Origin of the sequence: Enterobacter sp. SA187, from assembly GCF_001888805.2 — a bacterium.
Lineage (GTDB): Bacteria > Pseudomonadota > Gammaproteobacteria > Enterobacterales > Enterobacteriaceae > Enterobacter_D.
This window is the reverse complement of record NZ_CP019113.1, coordinates 1,822,168-1,840,665: the sequence shown is the minus strand read 5'-3', so window position 1 is coordinate 1,840,665 and position 18,498 is coordinate 1,822,168. Positions and strand designations below refer to the sequence as shown.

The following is an 18,498-nucleotide window of genomic DNA, read 5'->3' as shown; positions in this document are numbered from 1 at the left end:
AAGCAATAAAAAAACCGATACCCGGTAAAAGGTATCGGTTTTGTGCAAAGACAGCCGTCTTCGGATTAACGGGTCAGATCGTCAAAGAACTTTTTCACGCCGTCGAAGAAGCTTTTGGAGCGCGGGCTGTTGTGTTCGCCCGTCGGCCCACCAAAGCTGTCCTGCAGATCTTTCAGCAGCTGTTTCTGCTTCTCGTTCAGGCCCACCGGGGTTTCCACCACCACGCGGCATAACAGGTCGCCCTGCGCGCCGCCGCGCACGGATTTCACGCCCTTGCCGCGCATACGGAACAGTTTACCGGTCTGCGTTTCATGAGGCACTTTCAGCTTCACGCGGCCATCCAGCGTCGGCACTTCGATTTCGCCGCCAAGCGCTGCCATCGCAAAGTTGATCGGCACTTCGCAGTACAGGTTATTGCCTTCACGTTCGAAGATCGGGTGCTGTTTCACCTGCACCTGAACGTACAGATCCCCTGCCGGTGCGCCGTGCTCCCCTGCTTCACCTTCGCCGGACAAACGGATACGGTCGCCGGTATCAACACCCGCCGGGATTTTAACCGACAGGGTTTTGCTCTTCTCTACGCGGCCATGACCGTGACATTTGTTGCACGGATCTTTAATGATCGAACCGCGGCCCTGACAGTGCGGACACGCCTGCTGCACGGCAAAGAAGCCCTGGCGCATTTGTACCTGACCGGAACCATGACAAGTCGGACAGGTCTGCGGTTGCGTCCCCACTTTCGCGCCGCTGCCGTGGCAAACGTCACACTCTTCCAGCGTCGGAATGCGGATCTCTTTGGTAACGCCACGCACGGCTTCTTCGAGCGTCAGCTCCATGTTGTAACGTAAGTCAGCCCCACGCGACGCCCGTTGACGCCCGCGACCACCACCGAAAATATCGCCAAACACGTCGCCGAAAATATCGCTGAAGTCGGCTCCGCCGCCGCCAAAACCACCGCCGCCACCCATGCCGCCCTGTTCAAACGCAGCATGGCCGTACTGGTCGTAAGCGGCACGTTTCTGGGCATCAGTGAGGACTTCGTAGGCTTCTTTAATTTCTTTGAATTTGGCTTCGGCCTCTTTATCGCCCTGGTTGCGGTCCGGGTGAAATTTCATGGCCAGGCGTTTGTACGCCTTTTTGATTTCACGCTCTTCCGCTGATTTGGAAACGCCTAAAATCTCGTAATAATCTTGCTTTGCCATCTTTTTTTTCTGCCCCTCACATGCGTGCACGGGCGGAGAGGAAACCTCTTCGCCCGTGCCAGTATTTACCCGTTCAAAGGGCGATTATTTTTTGTCTTTAACTTCTTCGAACTCAGCGTCGACAACGTCGTCATCTTTGCCATGGTTCGCAGAAGCGTCAGCACCGCCCGCCTGCTGCTGTGCATGCTGCTGCTGAGCGATTTCCATCAGCTTCTGAGAAGCCTGGGCCAGCGCCTGCATTTTCGCTTCGATGTCGGCTTTATCTTCGCCTTTCAGAGAAGTTTCCAGCGCGCTCAGCGCAGACTCGATAGCGGTTTTGTCGTCAGCCGGCAGCTGATCGCCTGCTTCTTCAACCTGCTTACGGGTGCTGTGCAGCAGATGGTCGCCCTGGTTGCGGGTCTGTACCAGCTCTTCGAACTTACGGTCAGATTCCGCGTTCGCTTCAGCATCGCGCACCATTTTCTGGATTTCTTCTTCGTTCAGACCAGAAGACGCCTTGATGGTGATTTTCTGCTCTTTGCCGCTGTTTTTGTCTTTCGCGGAAACGTGCAGGATACCGTCGGCATCGATGTCGAAGGTCACTTCGATCTGCGGCATACCGCGCGGCGCCGGGTTGATACCGTCGAGGTTGAACTGACCCAGTGATTTGTTATCAGAAGCGCGTTTACGCTCACCCTGAATCACGTGGATAGTTACCGCAGACTGGTTATCTTCCGCCGTCGAGAACACCTGGCTGTGCTTGGTCGGGATAGTGGTGTTCTTGCTGATCAGCGGAGTCATCACGCCGCCCATGGTTTCGATACCCAGCGACAGCGGGGTAACGTCCAGCAGCAGAACGTCTTTCACTTCACCGGTCAGCACGCCGCCCTGAACCGCGGCACCGATTGCCACTGCTTCGTCCGGGTTAACGTCTTTACGCGGCTCTTTGCCGAAGAACTCAGCCACTTTCTTCTGAACCATTGGCATACGCGTCTGACCACCGACCAGAATAACGTCGTTGATGTCAGAAACAGACAGGCCAGCGTCCTGCAGCGCCACTTTCAGCGGCTCGATGGAACGGTTTACCAGGTCTTCGACCAGGCTTTCCAGTTTCGCGCGAGTCACTTTGATGTTCATGTGTTTCGGACCGGTGGCGTCTGCGGTGATGTACGGCAGATTCACGTCGGTCTGCTGTGCGGAAGACAGCTCGATTTTCGCTTTTTCTGCCGCTTCTTTCAGACGCTGCATAGCCAGCGGGTCATTGCGCAGGTCGATGCCCTGGTCTTTCTTAAATTCTTCAACGAGGTAGTTGATCATACGGCTGTCAAAGTCTTCACCACCGAGGTGAGTATCACCGTTGGTTGCCAGAACTTCGAAGGTTTTTTCGCCGTCAACTTCGTCGATTTCGATAATGGAGATATCGAAAGTACCGCCGCCCAGGTCATAAACCGCGATAGTACGGTTGCCCACTTCTTTGTCGAGGCCGTAAGCCAGCGCCGCAGCGGTCGGTTCGTTGATGATACGTTTTACTTCCAGGCCTGCGATACGGCCGGCGTCTTTGGTCGCCTGACGCTGCGCATCGTTAAAGTAAGCCGGAACAGTGATAACCGCTTCAGTTACTGGTTCGCCCAGATAATCTTCCGCCGTTTTCTTCATTTTTTTCAGCACTTCAGCAGAGATCTGCGGCGGTGCGGTTTTGGTGCCTTTCACATCAAGCCAGGCATCGCCGTTATCGGCAGCAATGATTTTGTACGGCATGATGGACACGTCACGCTGAACTTCTTCGTCCTGGAAGCGGCGACCGATCAGGCGTTTAATCGCAAAAAGGGTATTTTGCGGGTTTGTCACGGCCTGACGTTTAGCCGGCTGACCAACGAGAGTTTCACCGTCCTGAGTATAAGCAATGATAGAAGGCGTGGTGCGATCGCCCTCGGCGTTCTCCAGCACACGTGCAGTGGTGCCGTCCATAATCGCTACACAAGAGTTGGTTGTACCCAGGTCGATACCAATAATTTTACCCATCTAAACGTCTCCACTAAAAATTCGTCATCATGTGGTTGTGGATCTGTAATAAGGGCAAATGAATGGCTTTCAACTGCCCCCTGAGTGTTTTTTTCAGATCCACTCACTTCGGTTGACTACAAGATGGGGTCGTAAAGGAAGGCATCAAGGGGGGCGGCTAAAAAATTTTTTAATTTCACCCTGTTCAGATCATAGACACCGTGACCGCCGCTCATTATGATGCCGCGCCCCGCCTCCTCTATCCCTGGCGTGGGCTTTTACTTTCACCATTTTAATGATGATTTTTTCCTTGAGGACTTATGGGCGACACTAAGTTGGCTAATCCGGCACCGCTGGGCTTAATGGGCTTCGGCATGACCACTATTCTGCTCAACCTGCACAATATTGGTATGTTCCCGCTGGATGGCGTGATCCTGGCGATGGGTATTTTCTACGGCGGTATCGCGCAGATTTTTGCAGGTCTGCTGGAATTTAAAAAAGGCAATACCTTTGGTTTAACCGCCTTTACCTCTTACGGCTCTTTCTGGCTGACGCTGGTCGCCATTCTGCTGCTGCCGAAAATGGGTCTGGCGGCTGCGGCTGACGGCCATTTCCTCGGCGTGTATCTGGGCATCTGGGGCGTGTTCACCCTGTTTATGTTCTTCGGTACGCTGAAAGGCCCGCGCATGCTGCAGTTCGTATTCCTGAGCCTGACCGTGCTGTTTGCCCTGCTGTGCGCCGGTCACCTGGCGGACAACGAAAGCATTGTGCATATTGCTGGCTGGATTGGCCTGGTCTGCGGCGCAAGCGCCATTTACCTGGCGATGGGTGAAGTCCTGAACGAACAATTTGGCCGCACCGTGCTGCCAATTGGTGAAAAGCGCTAATCTCCCTGCTTATTAAAATGCAGAGCCTGGCTCTGCATTTTTTTTGCCCTCGCGCCGCGTCATTGTCCTGCCGCGCAAAAATGCGGTATTTTCATCAGCTCTTTCTTTTTAACAAGGACTGCCGATGATGCGGTTATCTCCCCTTCCGTTGGGGTTACTCTCTCTGGGGCTGATAGCGACAGCACCGGCGCGGGCGATCCCCATGCCACCCGCTCCCGCCGTCACCAATGTTGAATGGCTACCCGGCAGCACCGTGCGCATGGGCGATACCATTAACGCTATTTTTCGCGTCTCGCTGGCGAGCGGCGATGCCAATGATATGTGGATGAATATCGACTGCCGCACGCAGCAAAAAACGTTGCTGTTTATGGACGTGCAGGCAAAATCCCGCCCCTCTCTGCGCGTCTATAGCATGAATTCCATTTCCCGTTATACGCCGGGCACTCCCTTTGAACCTGATGCTGACAGCCTGTTCGCCACCAAAACCGAGCTGGACGTGTGCCAGAAAAATGTGCCGGAACCGCGCTGGGCAGGGCTATCCTCCGCCGACGACCAGGCTGATCGCCTGTATGTGGATGTGAACAACAGTCAGCGTGAAGAGCGGATGCTGAAAGTGCGGCTCGCCACCGATTACGCGCGCATTTACCGTGACGAAAAGTATGCCGCGCCTTACTCAATGAAAATTGACGAGATGATGCTTAACTGCGAAACCGGCGAGGGCATGGCGCTTAACCACTTTGCGCTGGATAAGCAGTTTGTTACCGACAGCCAGACGCCCATCGCGGCGAAATTCACCCCGCTCGCCCCGCCGCTGGCAAAAGTGGCGAAAACCCTGTGCGGCGTAAAAGATCTGCATGAGTTTACCGGCAGCGGCCCGCTGGTGGCGCGGGAGAAAACCCCTGCGGAAAACCAACTGACGCCGCCGGATTTCCCGCAGAACGAACCTGGCCCCATCCAGCGTTATCCGCTGGGCAAACAGGCCGCTGAGGGTATCAGCCAGGCGATGACCCGCCCCGATCAGCATCCCGCCTTCACCCGCCTGACCTACACCCAGCACTGGGCCGATGACGTCAATGAAACCTCCGTCACCCGCATCGACGTGCTGCCGGATGGCTCCACCCTGGCGCTGGATACGCTGACGCTGGGCAATGTGACCTTTTATTCGCAGTATCAGCGGCTGTTTAATATCGTCAACATCCGGGAATGGGATTCGATGAATCCTGCGCCGCTGGTCGGGCAGACGCTGGACAGCAGCTTCAGCCTGCCGCCGCAGCCGGGCGGTGAATACCGCTGGCAGACCCTGCTTGCCGACGGCAAAAGCGCCGGGAAAGAGAAAACGAAAAGCCAGCTGTGCCGGGCAGAAGAGGAGTGGCAATCAGCCTCCGCGCTCAGTAAGCGTTTCAGCGGACGTTATCTGGAACTGAGCTGCACCGACGATCGCGGCGATGGCAAAGCGATGAGCAGCGATTACGCGTGGATAGAAGATCTGCGGGTATTTATCCGCATCGGCTATCAGGAAGACGGGAAGAAAAAACGCTTCACGTTCTCAGACGTCACCATCCTGCGCTGAGCGTAAAACAAAAATGCAGAGCCAGGCTCTGCATTTTTTTTACATCTGCTGAAGCGGCTGCTCCGCGACCGTATCGTCATGATACAGATCCTGGCGCAGCCAGACGCCCAGCCCTAACCCCACCAGCGACAGCGCCAGCACGTACCACGCGGGCGCCATTGGCGAGACGCCCATCAGCATGGTGACGGCAATCGGCGTCAGGCCGCCAAAAATGGCGTAAGAGACGTTATAGGAGAAGGAGATGCCGGTAAAACGCACTTCCGCCGGGAAAGCCCGCACCATCACATAAGGCACCGCCCCCACTACGCCGACGCACAGCCCCACCAGGCCATAGAGCGCGAAGAGATATTGCGGATGCGCCCCCGCCAGGTGGTAAAACAGCCAGCTTGAGCAGGCCAGCAGCAGGCTGCCGGTAATAAAGGTTTTGCTCGCCCCAAAGCGATCCGCCGCCAGCCCCGCCAGCAGACAGCCGATGCACAGCATAATGGTGGCGATACTGTTGGCCTGTAAGGTGAGCGCAGGCGCAAGACCATACTGTTTTTGCAGCCAGACGGGGGACATCAGGATCACCACCACGATCCCCGCCGACAGCAGCCAGGTCAGCAGCATGGATACCACCACCGCTTTCCGGTGCCTGACCACCACGGCCTTCACCGGCAACTCCTGGGCCAGCGCTTTACGCTGCTGCATCTCGAGGAAAATGGGCGTCTCCTGCAACCAGCGGCGCAGATACATGGCAATCAGACCAAACACGCCCCCCAGCAGGAACGGAATACGCCAGCCGTAATCGTGCACCGCCTGTGGCGTCAGGCTGGTGTTAACCAGCGTCGCCACCACCGAGCCCAGCAGGATCCCCACGGTCAGCCCGGCGGTCAGCGTGCCGCAGGCGATACCGATACGGTTGCCCGGCACATGCTCGGCAACAAAAACCCAGGCCCCCGGCACTTCACCGCCAATCGCCGCCCCCTGCAACAGGCGCATCAGCAGCAGCAACAGCGGCGCGGCGATACCAATGGAGGCATAGGTCGGCAGCAGACCCATCGCCAGCGTCGGGATCGCCATCAGCAGGATGCTCAGGGTGAACATCTTTTTGCGCCCCACCAGATCGCCAAAGTGCGCCATGATGATGCCGCCCAGCGGACGCGCCAGGTAACCGGCGGCGAAAATACCGAAGGTCTGCACCTGGCGCAGCCATTCCGGTATATCCGCAGGGAAAAACAGCTCGCCGACAACGGCGGCAAAGAAGACGAAGATGATGAAGTCATAAAACTCCAGCGCCCCGCCAAGGGCAGCGAGGGAGAGCGTTTTGACATCCTGACGATTCAGAGGGCGTGTGTAATGTGACATAACCGACCATTGTGCAGAGGTGAATTGACGTTATTTTCGATACAGCATGTAAAGTAAAAATTACTATATCGTAAATAATTCAGCACGCCACAGGCAGCTCAGGTTATGTCACAAAAGGCTTATTTTTGGCCGTTTATTTCGCGTATTGCGCTTTTAGGACGAAATGCTGCTACCACTTCCGGATGTGTCTCCACATAGGGACCATCCAGCAGCTGTACACAATACGGTACACTGGCAAAAATACCGTGCACCAGCGGGCTGCCATCGGCGGCTTTCACGCCTTCCAGGGTTTCCTGAATGGATTTCGGCTGGCCGGGAAGGTTAAGGATCAGCGCCTGTTTACGGATCACCCCCACCTGGCGGGAAAGGATCGCCGTGGGCACATAGTGCAGGCTGATCTGGCGCATCTGTTCGCCAAAGCCAGGCATTTCACGATCGGCGACCGCCAGCGTGGCGTCCGGCGTGACGTCACGACGCGCCGGGCCGGTGCCGCCGGTGGTCAGCACCAGGTGACAGCTCATCTCATCCACCAGCTCGCACAGCGTCTGCTCGATGATGGCCTGCTCATCGGGGATCAGCCGGGTTTCCAGCGTAAAGGGGGTTTTGAGGGCGCGCGTCAGCCAGCTTTCCAGCGCGGGCAACCCTTTGTCTTCATAGACACCGCTTGATGCGCGGTCTGAAATTGACACTAAGCCAATGCGTAAAGTATCCATCGTCATTCCGTTTTTAGTCATTCACTATCACGGAATAATACACGTCGGGGAAAAGGACAGACAGGGGGGAAGCGGATAAGCGTGACCGGAGGCCCGGCCACGCTTCGGGGATTACAGCAGATCGCCGATCATTTTTTCCAGTTTTTCCTGGTCGACCGCAAACTTACGGATACCATCCGCCAGTTTGTCTACCGCCATCGGATCCTGGTTGTGCTGCCACAGGAACTCGGATTCGGTGATACGTGCCGGACGCGCTTTCACTTCACCGCTGAAGGAGAGTTTACGCTCGATGGTGCCTTCGCTTTCCGCCAGCTCTTTCAGCAGCGCCGGGGCGATGGTCAGACGATCGCAACCCGCCAGCTCAACGATTTCGCCAACGTTACGGAAGCTTGCGCCCATGACCACGGTTTCATAGCCGTGCTGTTTGTAGTACTCGTAGATTTCCGTTACGGAAACCACGCCCGGATCTTCAGCCGGAGCGTACTCTTTCTTATCGGTATTCGCTTTGTACCAGTCGAGAATACGGCCGACGAACGGGGAAATCAGGAACACGCCCGCTTCTGCACAGGCACGGGCCTGCGCGAAGGAGAACAGCAGCGTCAGGTTACAGTTGATGCCTTCTTTTTCCAGCTGTTCAGCGGCACGAATACCCTGCCAGGTGGAAGCCAGTTTGATCAGGATACGGTCGTTGCTGATGCCCGCATCGTTATACAGTTTGATCAGGCGCTTAGCTTTGGCGATAGACGCTTCGGTATCGTAGGACAGACGCGCATCCACTTCGGTGGAGATACGGCCCGGGATCAGTTTCAGAATTTCCAGACCGATATTGACGGCCAGTTTGTCCGAGGCATCAACAATCTGCTGCGCGCGATCGCTGCTCTGGCTTTTCGCCCAGGTGACAGCGTCGTCAATCAGTTTGCGGTATTCAGGGATCTGGGCTGCGTTAAGGATCAGAGAAGGGTTGGTTGTGGCATCCTGCGGCTGATACAGCTTCATTGCCGCGATGTCTCCAGTGTCGGCCACCACGGTGGTGAACTGACGAAGGGAGGTCAATTTATCCGTCATAATAGTGTTTCTCTTTAAACAGCTTGTTAGGGGGATGTAACCGGTCTGCCCAGATAATATCACGCCACTCTGTCAGCGCAACCGCAGTCAATTGGCAAGCGCAGAGTATGATAAACTCGCGGTTCGACAGCGCCGCGCGCGGTAAGCGGGCGTGGCCTAACGGCATGAACAAGAGGAATGTGAATGCCTGATTTCTTTTTATTCATCAATGAAATACTGTGGGGATCGGTGATGATCTACCTGCTGTTGGGTGCAGGGATCTGGTTCACCTTTCGCAGCGGTTTTATCCAGTTTCGCTATATCCGTCTCTTCGCACGCAGCCTTATTACCAGCGTCAGGCCGCAGCCCGGCGGGCTCTCCTCCTTTCAGGCGTTATGCGTCAGCCTTGCCGCCCGTTTTGGCAACGGCAACCTTGCCGGCGTGGCGCTGGCGGTCACCGCTGGCGGACCGGGGGCGGTGTTCTGGATGTGGGTTTCTGCGCTGATCGGCATGGCGACCGCCTTTGCCGAATGCTCCCTCTCCCAGCTGTATAAAGAGCGCGACCAGAACCAGCAGTTTCGCGGCGGTCCGGCGTGGTATCTCGCCAGAGGGCTGGGAATGCGCTGGCTGGGCGTGCTGTTTTCCGTTTTGCTGTTGATCGCCTACGGTCTGATCTTCAACACCATGCAGGCGAACGCCGTTGCCGGTGCCGTTCACTTTGCTTTTGCGATGCCGGGCGGCATGGCGGGCCTTGTGCTGGCGCTGCTCAGTTTGTTGTTTATTCTGCGCGGGATGCACGGCGTGGCGCGGCTGATGCAATGGGTGGTGCCGGTGATGGCGGTGCTGTGGGTGGGCGCCAGCCTGCTGATTACGCTGTGGCATGCCGACCAGCTTCCGCACATCATCATGCTGATTGTGAAAAGCGCCTTTGGCTGGGAGGAAGCCGCCGCCGGGACGCTGGGCTATACCTTAAGCCAGGCGATCACCAGCGGTTTTCAGCGCGGAATGCTCTCCAACGAGGCCGGGCTTGGCTCAACGCCCAACGTCGCCGCGGCGGCAGTCTCCTGGCCGCCTCACCCGGCGGCGCAGGGTATCGTGCAGATGATTGGCGTGGTGATCGACACCATTGTGGTCAGTACGGCCAGCGCCATGATTATCCTGCTGGCGGATGAATATGCCACCCGACCTGCCAGCGATGGCATTCAGCTGATGCAGCACGCGCTGGTGTCGCTGACCGGCAACTGGGGAGCGGGTTTTGTCGCTTTTGTCATTCTGCTTTTCGCCCTGACTTCCATTGTGGTGAACTATCTCTACGCCGAGAACAACCTCGTATTCCTGCGGCTGCATAACAAAAGGAACGTCTGGCTGCTGCGCGCCACGACCCTGACGATGGTGATGGCAGGCTCGCTGGTGAGTCTGCCGGTGGTCTGGCAGATCGCCGATGTGGTGATGGCGTTAATGGCGCTGATCAACCTGATGGCGCTGCTGCTGCTCTCGCCGGTGGTAACCATTATCGCCGGTGATTATCTGCGCCAGCGTAAGCTGGGTATCAGGCCGGTGTTCGATCCTAAGCGCTACCCGGAAATCGAACGCCAGCTGGCGCCCGGCGCCTGGGACGAGGTGCCGCGCGAGTAACGGCGGCAATCGCAACAATCGATCAATCAGGGTGATTTTTTTGCTACAGTCACCCAAAATTTCCCGCAAGGACTGGATATGCTGATTCTGATTTCACCGGCAAAAACGCTGGATTACCAAAGCCCGCTGGCGACAACCCGCTATACGCAGCCGGAGTTACTGGATCATTCCCAGCGTCTGATTGACGTTGCGCGTAAGCTCTCCGCGCCGCAAATCAAAGCGCTGATGGGCATCAGCGATAAGCTTGCCGATCTCAACGCCACCCGCTTTCACGACTGGCAGCCGGACTTCACGCCGGACAATGCCCGCCAGGCGATCCTCGCCTTTAAAGGCGATGTCTATACCGGCTTACAGGCGGAAACCTTCAGCGAGGAGGATTTCGATTTTGCCCAGCAGCATCTGCGTATGCTCTCCGGGTTATACGGCGTGCTGCGTCCGCTGGATCTGATGCAGCCCTATCGCCTGGAAATGGGCATTCGTCTTGAGAACCCGCAGGGCAGCGATCTCTATCAATTCTGGGGCGAAACCATCACCCAAAAACTGAACCAGGCGCTGGCGGCGCAGGGCGATCAGGTGATCGTGAACCTCGCCTCGGATGAGTATTTCCGCGCGGTAAAACCGAAACTGCTCGACGGCGAGATCATCAAGTCGGTATTCCTGGATGAGAAGAACGGTAAGTTCAAGGTGATCAGCTTCTACGCCAAAAAAGCGCGTGGGCTGATGAGCCGCTACATTATTCAAAATCGCCTGAAGACCCCGGCGCAGCTGAAGGATTTTGCGGTGGATGGCTATGCGTTTGATGAAGAAATGTCAGGGAAAGGTGAGTTAGTCTTTAAACGCCGGGAGCAGTAATCGCCCTCCGTTAATGCCCTTGTTGCCCGGTGGCGCTCTGCTTACCAGGCCTACAAAACAACGCGCCAGCCATACGTAGGCCCGGTAAGCGTCAGCGCCACCGGGCATAACCAGCCCAACCATATGTAGGCCCGGCAAGCTTGCGCCGCCGGGCAACGTCATCACATTACGCTCTTGCCATCATCAGCTTGCGCAGCGCCGCGAAATCCGCCGGCAGGGTATGGGACAGCAGCGGTAAATCGGCGCGCGCCGCCAGCTCCTGCGGCAGTTCCAGCGGTTCGCCGAGGATCGCTTCCACGCTCTCTTTGAATTTCGCCGGATGCGCCGTGCCGAGGAACAGACCGTATTCCCCCGGATGCAGCTGATCGCGCAGCGCGCGGTAGGCTATCGCCGCATGCGGTTCAGAAAGATAGCCCTTCTCTTTCAGCTCGCGCATGGTGGATTTGGTGGTTTCGTCATCCACTGCCGCATAGCCCAGCTCGTTAAGACGCCAGATTTTACGGCGGAACAGCTCTTCCACACGCGGCCAGTTATTTGGCTGGCTCACGTCCATGGCGTTGGACAGCGTTGCCTGCGTCGCTTTCGGCGACCATTCGCCGCCCTGCAAAAAGCGCGGGACGGTGTCATTGGCGTTAGTAGCCGCGATAAAACGCTTCACCGGCAGGCCGAGGGATTTTGCCAGCAGCCCGGCGGTCAGATCGCCAAAGTTACCGCTTGGCACCGAGATCACCAGCTGGTTACGGGCTTCCTGCGGCAACTGGGCGACGGCTTCGAAGTAATAGCAGATCTGCGCCAGCAGACGGCTGATGTTAATGGAGTTGGCGGAGTTAAGCCCCAGCGCCCCTTTCAGTTCTTCATCGTCAAAGGCCTGCTTTACCAGCGCCTGACAGGCATCGAAATCTCCGTCAATGGCGACGGTTTCAATATTGCCGCCCAGGGTGCAGAACAATTTTTCCTGCAACGGGCTGATTTTGCCCTGCGGGTAGAGGATCACCACGCGCACGTTTTCGAGGCCGTAAAACGCATGGGCCACTGCCGCGCCGGTGTCGCCGGAGGTGGCGGTCAGGATGGTCACCGGCTTGTCGCCGCTGATGTGCGTCAGCATCTGCGCCATAAAGCGGCCGCCGAAGTCTTTAAAGGCCAGCGTCGGGCCGTGGAACAGCTCCAGACAGCCGATATCCTCTTCCACCAGGCTCACCGGCGCCGGGAAGGCGAAGGCGGCGCGCACGCGGGCTTCGAGGATCTCCTCCGGGATCTCATCGCCAATAAAGGCGGCGAGGATTTTGCTGCTGCGGGTGACGAAATCCATCTCCAGCATGGCGTCGATGTCGGTCAGGCTGAATTCCGGCAGATCGTGCGGGAAAAACAGCCCCTGGTTTTTACCTAACCCCTGCGTGATTGCCTGGGCAAAACTGACCTGCTCGTTGTGATCTTTAAGATTGTAGAGTTTCATTAGTTATCCCAGTACGCGTGCGCCAGCCGTATCCAGCCGACAAATATGGACAAAACCTTCGTTGTTTTGCAGATAATGCTGGCTGAGCCAGTCTGCCACGCGCTGCGCGGTGGCCGGGTTATCGCACACCGCAAACATCGTCGGCCCGGATCCGGAGATCCCGCAGGCCAGCGCCCCCATCTCTGCCGCCGCCTGACGGGCATCGTTAAAGCCAGGCAGGAGTTTGGTGCGATAAGGTTCAGCGATGACATCTTTCATTAATTTCGCCGCCAGCGCAGGCTGCTGCGTATGGCAGGCGTGGATAAATCCCGCCAGATAGCGACCGTGCGCAATACAATCCTGACGGCGGTACTGCGCGGGCAGGATGGCGCGCGCTTCGGCAGTGGAGACTTTAATGCCCGGATAGGCCATCACCCACAGCCACTCTTCAAAGCCTGGCACGTCCTGACTGATGATGCCGTTTTCTTCCAGCATCAGCTGCAGGCCGCCCAGGAAGCAGGGCGCGACGTTATCGTAGTGAATACTGCCGGAAATACGGCCTTCCAGCTCGCCCATCAGCGCCAGCAGGCGGGCATCGCTGAGCGGTTTGCCGCAGAATTCATTCATCGCCATCAGGCCGGCCACCACTGAGCAGGCGCTGGAGCCGAGGCCGGAGCCAATCGGCATATTTTTTTCCAGCGTCATCGCCACCGGAATGGTTTTGCCGATCTCCTGGCAAAAACGTTCCCAGCACTGATAGACGATGTTTTCACGCGGTTCGGCAGGCAGCTTGCTGACGAAGCGCCCCTGGTTGGTCAGCGAGAATTCCCCCGCCGCCTCGACGCTGACGCAGTCGCCCAGCAGCTCGCCGTTGACCGGCGATACCGCCGCGCCAAGAACATCAAACCCCACGCTCACGTTGCCAATGGAGGCCGGGGCATACACTTTCACCATGTTAAACTCCTAACTTCCATGACAGGGTGCGCAGCAGATCGGCGAACACGCCCGCCGCCGTCACATCGTTACCCGCACCGTAACCGCGCAGCACCAGCGGCAGCGGTTGATAATAGTGGCTGTAGAAAGCCAGCGCATTTTCGCCGTTTTTCACTTTATACAGCGGATCGTTGCCGTCCACTTCGGCGATCTTCACCCGGCAGACGCCGTCTTCTTCAATGTTGCCCACGTAGCGCAGCACGTTTCCGGCATCCCGCGCTTTCGCAACGCGGGCGGCGAAGGCATCGTCCAGTTCCGGCAGACGGGCCATAAAGCTCTCCACGTCGCCGCTGGCGTCGAAGCTTTCCGGCAGCACCGGTTCGATCACAATGTCAGACAGCTCCAGCTCGCGTCCGGTTTCGCGCGCCAGGATGAGCAGCTTACGCGCCACGTCCATACCCGACAGATCGTCACGCGGATCCGGTTCGGTATAGCCCATTTCACGGGCGACGCGGGTGGCTTTCGACAGCGACACGCCTTCATCGAGCTTACCGAAGATAAAGGACAATGACCCGGAGAGAATGCCGGAGAAACGCTGTAGTTCATCACCGGCGTTAAGCAGGTTTTGCAGGTTTTCAATCACCGGCAGACCCGCGCCGACGTTGGTGTCGTAGAGGAATTTACGACGCGATTTGCTGGCGGCGTTGCGCAGCTCGTGGTAGTAGGCCATCGACGAGGTGTTGGCTTTTTTGTTCGGCGTCACCACGTGGAAACCTTCCCGCAGGAAATCAGCGTACTGATCGGCCACTGCCTGGTTTGAGGTACAGTCGACGATCACCGGGTTCAGCAGGTGGTACTCTTTCACCAGACGGATCAAACGGCCAAGGTTAAACGGCTCTTTCGCTTCCGCAAGCTCAGCCTGCCACTTTTCCAGATCCAGACCGTGCACGTTGGTGAGCAGCGCTTTTGAATTCGCCACGCCGCAGACGCGCAGATCGATATGCTTGCTCTTGAGCCAGCCCTGCTGACGCTTCAGCTGCTCCAGCAGCGCCCCGCCGACGCCACCGACGCCGACCACAAAGACTTCGATCACCTGATCGGTGTTAAACAGCATCTGGTGCGTGACGCGCACGCCGGTGGTGGCATCGTCATTGCTGACCACCACGGAAATGGAGCGCTCGGAAGAGCCCTGGGCAATGGCGACAATATTAATGTTCGCCCGTGCCAGCGCAGCAAAGAACTTCGCCGAAATGCCGCGCAGGGTACGCATGCCGTCGCCAACCACGGAGATGATCGCCAGCCGCTCCATGACCGCCAGCGGTTCGAGCAGGCCTTCTTTCAGCTCCAGATAGAACTCTTCGCCCATGGCGCGCTGGGCGCGGGCGCAGTCCGCCTGAGGTACGCAGAAGCTGATGCTGTATTCGGAGGAGGACTGGGTGATCAGCACTACCGAAATACCGGCGCGGGACATGGTGGCGAACACACGGGCCGCCATGCCGACCATGCCTTTCATGCCGGGGCCGGAGACGCTGAACATCGCCATATTGTTGAGGTTAGAGATGCCTTTTACCGGCAGTCCGTCTTCATTGGAACTGGCGCCAATCAGCGTGCCGGGGGCCTGCGGATTACCGGTATTTTTAATCAGGCACGGGATCTGGAACTGGGCGATCGGCGTAATGGTGCGCGGGTGTAACACTTTCGCGCCGAAGTATGACAGCTCCATCGCCTCCTGATAGGACATGGATTTCAGCAGGCGGGCGTCCGGCACCTGGCGCGGATCGCAGGTATAGACCCCGTCGACATCGGTCCAGATTTCACAACAGTCGGCGCGCAAACAGGCGGCTAGTACCGCGGCGGAATAGTCAGAGCCGTTGCGCCCCAGCACCACCAGCTCGCCTTTTTCATTACCGGCGGTAAAGCCCGCCATCAGCACCATATGATCCGCGGGAATGCGGCTGGCGGCGATACGCCGCGTGGATTCGGTGATGTCGACGGTGGATTCAAGGTAATGGCCGACCGCCAGCAGTTTTTCCACCGGATCGATAACCGTCACTTTATGACCGCGCGCTTCCAGCAATCCAGCCATAATGGCGATAGAGAGCTTTTCACCCCGACAGATGATCGAGGCATTGATGCTGTCCGGGCACTGACCAAGCAGGCTGATGCCGTGCAGTACATGTTTGATCTGGGCGAATTCCTGATCCACAACGCCTTTCAGGCGGGTGAGAGGGAAATCTGGCTGGAGGTCGGAAAGACCCTGAAGAAGTTCGGCAAAAATGCGCTCTGCGTCGCTGATATTAGGTACGGCATCCTGACCGCTGATGGTTTTTTCAATCATCGCCACCAGGTGATTGGTGATTTTAGCCGGGGCAGACAGCACGGTGGCGACCTGCCCCTGCCTGGCATTGCTTTCCAGGATGTCGGCAACACGCAGAAAACGTTCTGCATTTGCCACTGATGTACCGCCGAACTTCAAGACTCGCATGGAATTACCCCTTGATCTTTAGCCGAAAAAAAAGCCCGCACTGTTGAGGTGCGGGCTTTTTCCTGTGTTTCCTGTGCGCGTCAGCCCGCCCCGTTACCTGTTGTAATGGTGGTTGTCGTAATAATGGTGACGGTGCTGATGCGTTTCATGGATGTTGTGTGCTCTGTAATTATTATCTGTCTGTGTTGTATGCCTATATTGGTTAAAGTATCTGCCCTGCCAAGTCAATTTATTTTTAATTTTACGACTTTTCCACTGGCGGGCCGCTCACGCTGTTTGTGCGCAGATTTTGCTGAAAATTCGCCACAGTGTGGCAAGCAGGCAGTCGATCTGACTGCCATAAAGGAATATCTCAAACTTTTAACCGGCGAGCTTTTTTTCGATATCATGCAGCAAACGGTGCAGCATTGCCGTGTCGCGCTGCTCAAAAAGACCAATACGCTGTTCCAGCCAGTCGACCATCTTGGTGTCGTCGTCGACACCCAGTTTTTCCAGTAACGCCCGCGCGCGTATACGCAGAGCGCGTAACTGGTTCTCGTCACTGATAACGTCGGGCGTGGCGGCCGTTTGTTGCATTAAAGTTGTTAACTGATAGCAATAGACCATCACGGCCTGCCCCAGATTGAGCGACGGATAATCGGCCACCATAGGCGCGCCGGTTAACACATCTGCCAGCGCCAGCTCGTCATTGGTCAAGCCAGAATCTTCACGGCCAAACACCAGCGCGGCGTGATGAAGCCACTGGCTTTTCTCCTGCATCAGCGGCACCAGTTCGGCAGGCGTGGCGTAGTAATGGAATTTTGACCGGCTGCGGGCGGTGGTCGCGACGGTAAACTGCACATCGTGCAGGGCCGCTTCAAGCGTTGGATAAACCGTAGCATTATCAAGCACATCGCCGGATCCGTGCGCCACTCTCCGCGCCCCTTCCTCCAGATGCGCGCGGCTGTCCACAATGCGCAAATCAGTAAAGCCCATGGTCTTCATGGCGCGTGCCGCCGCACCGACATTTTCCGCGCGGGCGGGTGAAACTAATATGATGGATACCTGCATGTGGGACTCTCTTTTAATACGCCTGGCCTTCTGCAAGACCACTTTCGTCAAGATATTACGCGATGCAAATTTACATTTTTGCAACAGAAATCACTGAAATCAGCGTCCGGTATGCTTAAAAAGAACTACACTGTTGCATAGATTGACTACCTGATTTTATGTTAACAGAAGCAGTGCAGGCTCCTGTTTATGCTGGCTAATTATGCCATAAATGCTTATCTCTTTTCGGATTCACAACACTTATTAATTTACTGTTGCAACTGGTTGGTTTATTGATAGATTGTGAAAGCGGCTCATATAAAGCTACGAATATTTCATCAAAGTGTTAACGTGCTACAATTGAACTTGATATATGTCAACGAAGCGTAGTTTTATTGGGTGTCTGGCACCTCTTAGCCTGTTATGTTGCTGTTAAAATGGTTAGGATGACAGCCGTTTTTGACACTGTCGGGTCCAAAGGGAAAGTAACCACGACCAAGCTAATGATGTTGTTGACGTTGATGGTAAGTGCATCAAGAACGCAATTACGTACTTTAGTCATGTTACGCCGTGCATGTTAATTTGCGACATGTATCAGGCAGGTCAGGGACTTTTGTACTTCCTGTTTCGATTTAGTTGGCAATTTAGGTAGCAAACATGCAGACCCCGCAAATTCTTATTGTTGAAGACGAGTTGGTAACACGCAACACGTTGAAGAGCATTTTCGAAGCAGAAGGCTACGATGTCTTTGAAGCGACTGATGGCGCTGAGATGCATCAGATCCTCTCCGAAAATGACATTAATCTGGTGATCATGGACATCAACCTGCCTGGTAAAAACGGGCTGTTGCTGGCACGTGAGCTGCGCGAGCAGGCGAACGTCGCCCTGATGTTTCTGACCGGTCGTGATAACGAAGTGGATAAAATCCTCGGCCTCGAAATCGGCGCTGACGATTACATCACCAAACCGTTTAACCCGCGTGAGCTGACCATCCGTGCACGCAACCTGCTGTCCCGTACGATGAATCTGAGCGCGATCAGCGAAGAGCGTCGCACCGTTGACAGCTACAAGTTCAACGGCTGGGAGCTGGATATCAACAGCCGCTCGCTGATCAGCCCTAACGGTGAGCAGTACAAGCTGCCGCGTAGCGAATTCCGCGCCATGCTGCACTTCTGCGAAAATCCGGGCAAGATCCAGTCCCGCGCCGATCTGCTGAAGAAGATGACCGGCCGCGAGCTGAAACCGCATGACCGTACCGTTGACGTGACCATTCGTCGCATTCGTAAGCATTTCGAATCAACGCCGGACACGCCGGAAATTATCGCCACCATCCACGGTGAAGGTTACCGTTTCTGCGGCGATTTAGCGGAATAAGAATAAAAACGGCGC

Annotated in this window: 16 protein-coding genes and 1 other annotated feature; of the genes, 5 read left to right on the top strand and 11 right to left on the bottom strand. The window is 56.4% G+C overall.

What is annotated here, in order from left to right:
• Positions 1-65: 65 nt before the first annotated feature.
• Complete coding sequence (gene dnaJ, locus BMF08_RS08795) at positions 66-1,202, bottom strand: molecular chaperone DnaJ (RefSeq protein WP_072570475.1); 1,137 nt, start codon at positions 1,200-1,202, stop codon at positions 66-68.
• A gap of 84 nt (positions 1,203-1,286) precedes the next feature.
• Positions 1,287-3,203, bottom strand: a complete 1,917-nt coding sequence (gene dnaK, locus BMF08_RS08790) for a molecular chaperone DnaK (RefSeq protein ID WP_072570474.1) — start codon at positions 3,201-3,203, stop codon at positions 1,287-1,289.
• Between the two features lie 299 nt (positions 3,204-3,502).
• On the opposite strand from dnaK, the gene satP reads away from it, so the two are divergent.
• Both satP and BMF08_RS08780 read left to right on the top strand, forming a co-directional pair.
• On the top strand, positions 3,503-4,069 hold the full coding sequence (gene satP, locus BMF08_RS08785) for an acetate uptake transporter (protein ID WP_072570473.1): 567 nt from the start codon (positions 3,503-3,505) through the stop codon (positions 4,067-4,069).
• 124 nt (positions 4,070-4,193) lie between these two features.
• Positions 4,194-5,639: a hypothetical protein gene (locus BMF08_RS08780; RefSeq protein WP_072570472.1), complete on the top strand. Its 1,446-nt coding sequence runs from the start codon at positions 4,194-4,196 to the stop codon at positions 5,637-5,639.
• A gap of 39 nt (positions 5,640-5,678) precedes the next feature.
• Here the strand turns inward: BMF08_RS08780 and BMF08_RS08775 are convergent, their stop codons facing one another.
• From BMF08_RS08775 to tal, 3 genes are all read right to left on the bottom strand, one after another.
• Positions 5,679-6,986 carry an MFS transporter gene (locus BMF08_RS08775; RefSeq protein ID WP_072570471.1) on the bottom strand — a complete coding sequence of 436 codons (1,308 nt, stop codon included), beginning with the start codon at positions 6,984-6,986 and terminating at the stop codon, positions 5,679-5,681.
• A gap of 119 nt (positions 6,987-7,105) precedes the next feature.
• The gene (mog, locus tag BMF08_RS08770) at positions 7,106-7,699 is read right to left on the bottom strand and encodes a molybdopterin adenylyltransferase (protein ID WP_072570470.1); all 594 of its coding nucleotides are present in this window, start codon (positions 7,697-7,699) and stop codon (positions 7,106-7,108) included.
• Positions 7,700-7,810: 111 nt separating this feature from the next.
• Positions 7,811-8,764 carry a transaldolase gene (gene tal / locus BMF08_RS08765; RefSeq protein WP_072570469.1) on the bottom strand — a complete coding sequence of 318 codons (954 nt, stop codon included), beginning with the start codon at positions 8,762-8,764 and terminating at the stop codon, positions 7,811-7,813.
• Between the two features lie 183 nt (positions 8,765-8,947).
• Between tal and BMF08_RS08760 the strand changes: the two genes are divergently transcribed.
• Together BMF08_RS08760 and yaaA are read left to right on the top strand one after the other, a co-directional pair.
• Complete coding sequence (locus BMF08_RS08760) at positions 8,948-10,378, top strand: alanine/glycine:cation symporter family protein (protein WP_072570468.1); 1,431 nt, start codon at positions 8,948-8,950, stop codon at positions 10,376-10,378.
• A gap of 78 nt (positions 10,379-10,456) precedes the next feature.
• Positions 10,457-11,230: a peroxide stress protein YaaA gene (gene yaaA, locus BMF08_RS08755; RefSeq protein WP_072570467.1), complete on the top strand. Its 774-nt coding sequence runs from the start codon at positions 10,457-10,459 to the stop codon at positions 11,228-11,230.
• 166 nt (positions 11,231-11,396) lie between these two features.
• Here the strand turns inward: yaaA and thrC are convergent, their stop codons facing one another.
• From thrC to yjjY, 6 genes are all read right to left on the bottom strand, one after another.
• A complete protein-coding gene (gene thrC / locus BMF08_RS08750) occupies positions 11,397-12,683 on the bottom strand; it encodes a threonine synthase (RefSeq protein ID WP_072570466.1) in 1,287 nt (428 codons plus the stop codon).
• A 3-nt stretch (positions 12,684-12,686) separates the two neighbouring features.
• Complete coding sequence (gene thrB / locus BMF08_RS08745) at positions 12,687-13,616, bottom strand: homoserine kinase (protein ID WP_072570465.1); 930 nt, start codon at positions 13,614-13,616, stop codon at positions 12,687-12,689.
• 1 nt (position 13,617) lies between these two features.
• Complete coding sequence (thrA, locus tag BMF08_RS08740; protein ID WP_072570464.1) at positions 13,618-16,080, bottom strand: bifunctional aspartate kinase/homoserine dehydrogenase I; 2,463 nt, start codon at positions 16,078-16,080, stop codon at positions 13,618-13,620.
• Positions 16,081-16,104: 24 nt separating this feature from the next.
• Positions 16,105-16,222, bottom strand: a sequence feature (Thr leader region).
• A complete protein-coding gene (thrL, locus tag BMF08_RS08735; protein WP_072570818.1) occupies positions 16,161-16,229 on the bottom strand; it encodes a thr operon leader peptide in 69 nt (22 codons plus the stop codon). (Overlaps the previous feature by 62 nt.)
• 211 nt (positions 16,230-16,440) lie before the next feature.
• Complete coding sequence (locus tag BMF08_RS08730) at positions 16,441-17,130, bottom strand: tRNA/rRNA methyltransferase (protein ID WP_072570463.1); 690 nt, start codon at positions 17,128-17,130, stop codon at positions 16,441-16,443.
• Positions 17,131-17,530: 400 nt separating this feature from the next.
• Positions 17,531-17,671, bottom strand: a complete 141-nt coding sequence (yjjY, locus tag BMF08_RS08725; protein WP_088220722.1) for a protein YjjY — start codon at positions 17,669-17,671, stop codon at positions 17,531-17,533.
• A gap of 95 nt (positions 17,672-17,766) precedes the next feature.
• Between yjjY and arcA the strand changes: the two genes are divergently transcribed.
• Positions 17,767-18,483: a two-component system response regulator ArcA gene (gene arcA, locus BMF08_RS08720; RefSeq protein ID WP_072570462.1), complete on the top strand. Its 717-nt coding sequence runs from the start codon at positions 17,767-17,769 to the stop codon at positions 18,481-18,483.
• The last annotated feature ends 15 nt before the right edge of the window (positions 18,484-18,498 follow it).

Bases quoted from the DNA above. Each gene is read 5' to 3' on its own strand.
- mog (WP_072570470.1), bottom strand. From the start codon at position 7,699: ATGGATACTTTACGCATTGGCTTAGTGTCAATTTCAGACCGCGCATCA.
- dnaJ (WP_072570475.1), bottom strand. From the start codon at position 1,202: ATGGCAAAGCAAGATTATTACGAGATTTTAGGCGTTTCCAAATCAGCG.
- tal (WP_072570469.1), bottom strand. From the start codon at position 8,764: ATGACGGATAAATTGACCTCCCTTCGTCAGTTCACCACCGTGGTGGCC.
- arcA (WP_072570462.1), top strand. From the start codon at position 17,767: ATGCAGACCCCGCAAATTCTTATTGTTGAAGACGAGTTGGTAACACGC.
- BMF08_RS08730 (WP_072570463.1), bottom strand. From the start codon at position 17,130: ATGCAGGTATCCATCATATTAGTTTCACCCGCCCGCGCGGAAAATGTC.
- yaaA (WP_072570467.1), top strand. From the start codon at position 10,457: ATGCTGATTCTGATTTCACCGGCAAAAACGCTGGATTACCAAAGCCCG.
- BMF08_RS08775 (WP_072570471.1), bottom strand. From the start codon at position 6,986: ATGTCACATTACACACGCCCTCTGAATCGTCAGGATGTCAAAACGCTC.
- dnaK (WP_072570474.1), bottom strand. From the start codon at position 3,203: ATGGGTAAAATTATTGGTATCGACCTGGGTACAACCAACTCTTGTGTA.
- thrB (WP_072570465.1), bottom strand. From the start codon at position 13,616: ATGGTGAAAGTGTATGCCCCGGCCTCCATTGGCAACGTGAGCGTGGGG.
- BMF08_RS08780 (WP_072570472.1), top strand. From the start codon at position 4,194: ATGATGCGGTTATCTCCCCTTCCGTTGGGGTTACTCTCTCTGGGGCTG.
- BMF08_RS08760 (WP_072570468.1), top strand. From the start codon at position 8,948: ATGCCTGATTTCTTTTTATTCATCAATGAAATACTGTGGGGATCGGTG.
- thrA (WP_072570464.1), bottom strand. From the start codon at position 16,080: ATGCGAGTCTTGAAGTTCGGCGGTACATCAGTGGCAAATGCAGAACGT.
- satP (WP_072570473.1), top strand. From the start codon at position 3,503: ATGGGCGACACTAAGTTGGCTAATCCGGCACCGCTGGGCTTAATGGGC.
- yjjY (WP_088220722.1), bottom strand. From the start codon at position 17,671: ATGACTAAAGTACGTAATTGCGTTCTTGATGCACTTACCATCAACGTC.
- thrC (WP_072570466.1), bottom strand. From the start codon at position 12,683: ATGAAACTCTACAATCTTAAAGATCACAACGAGCAGGTCAGTTTTGCC.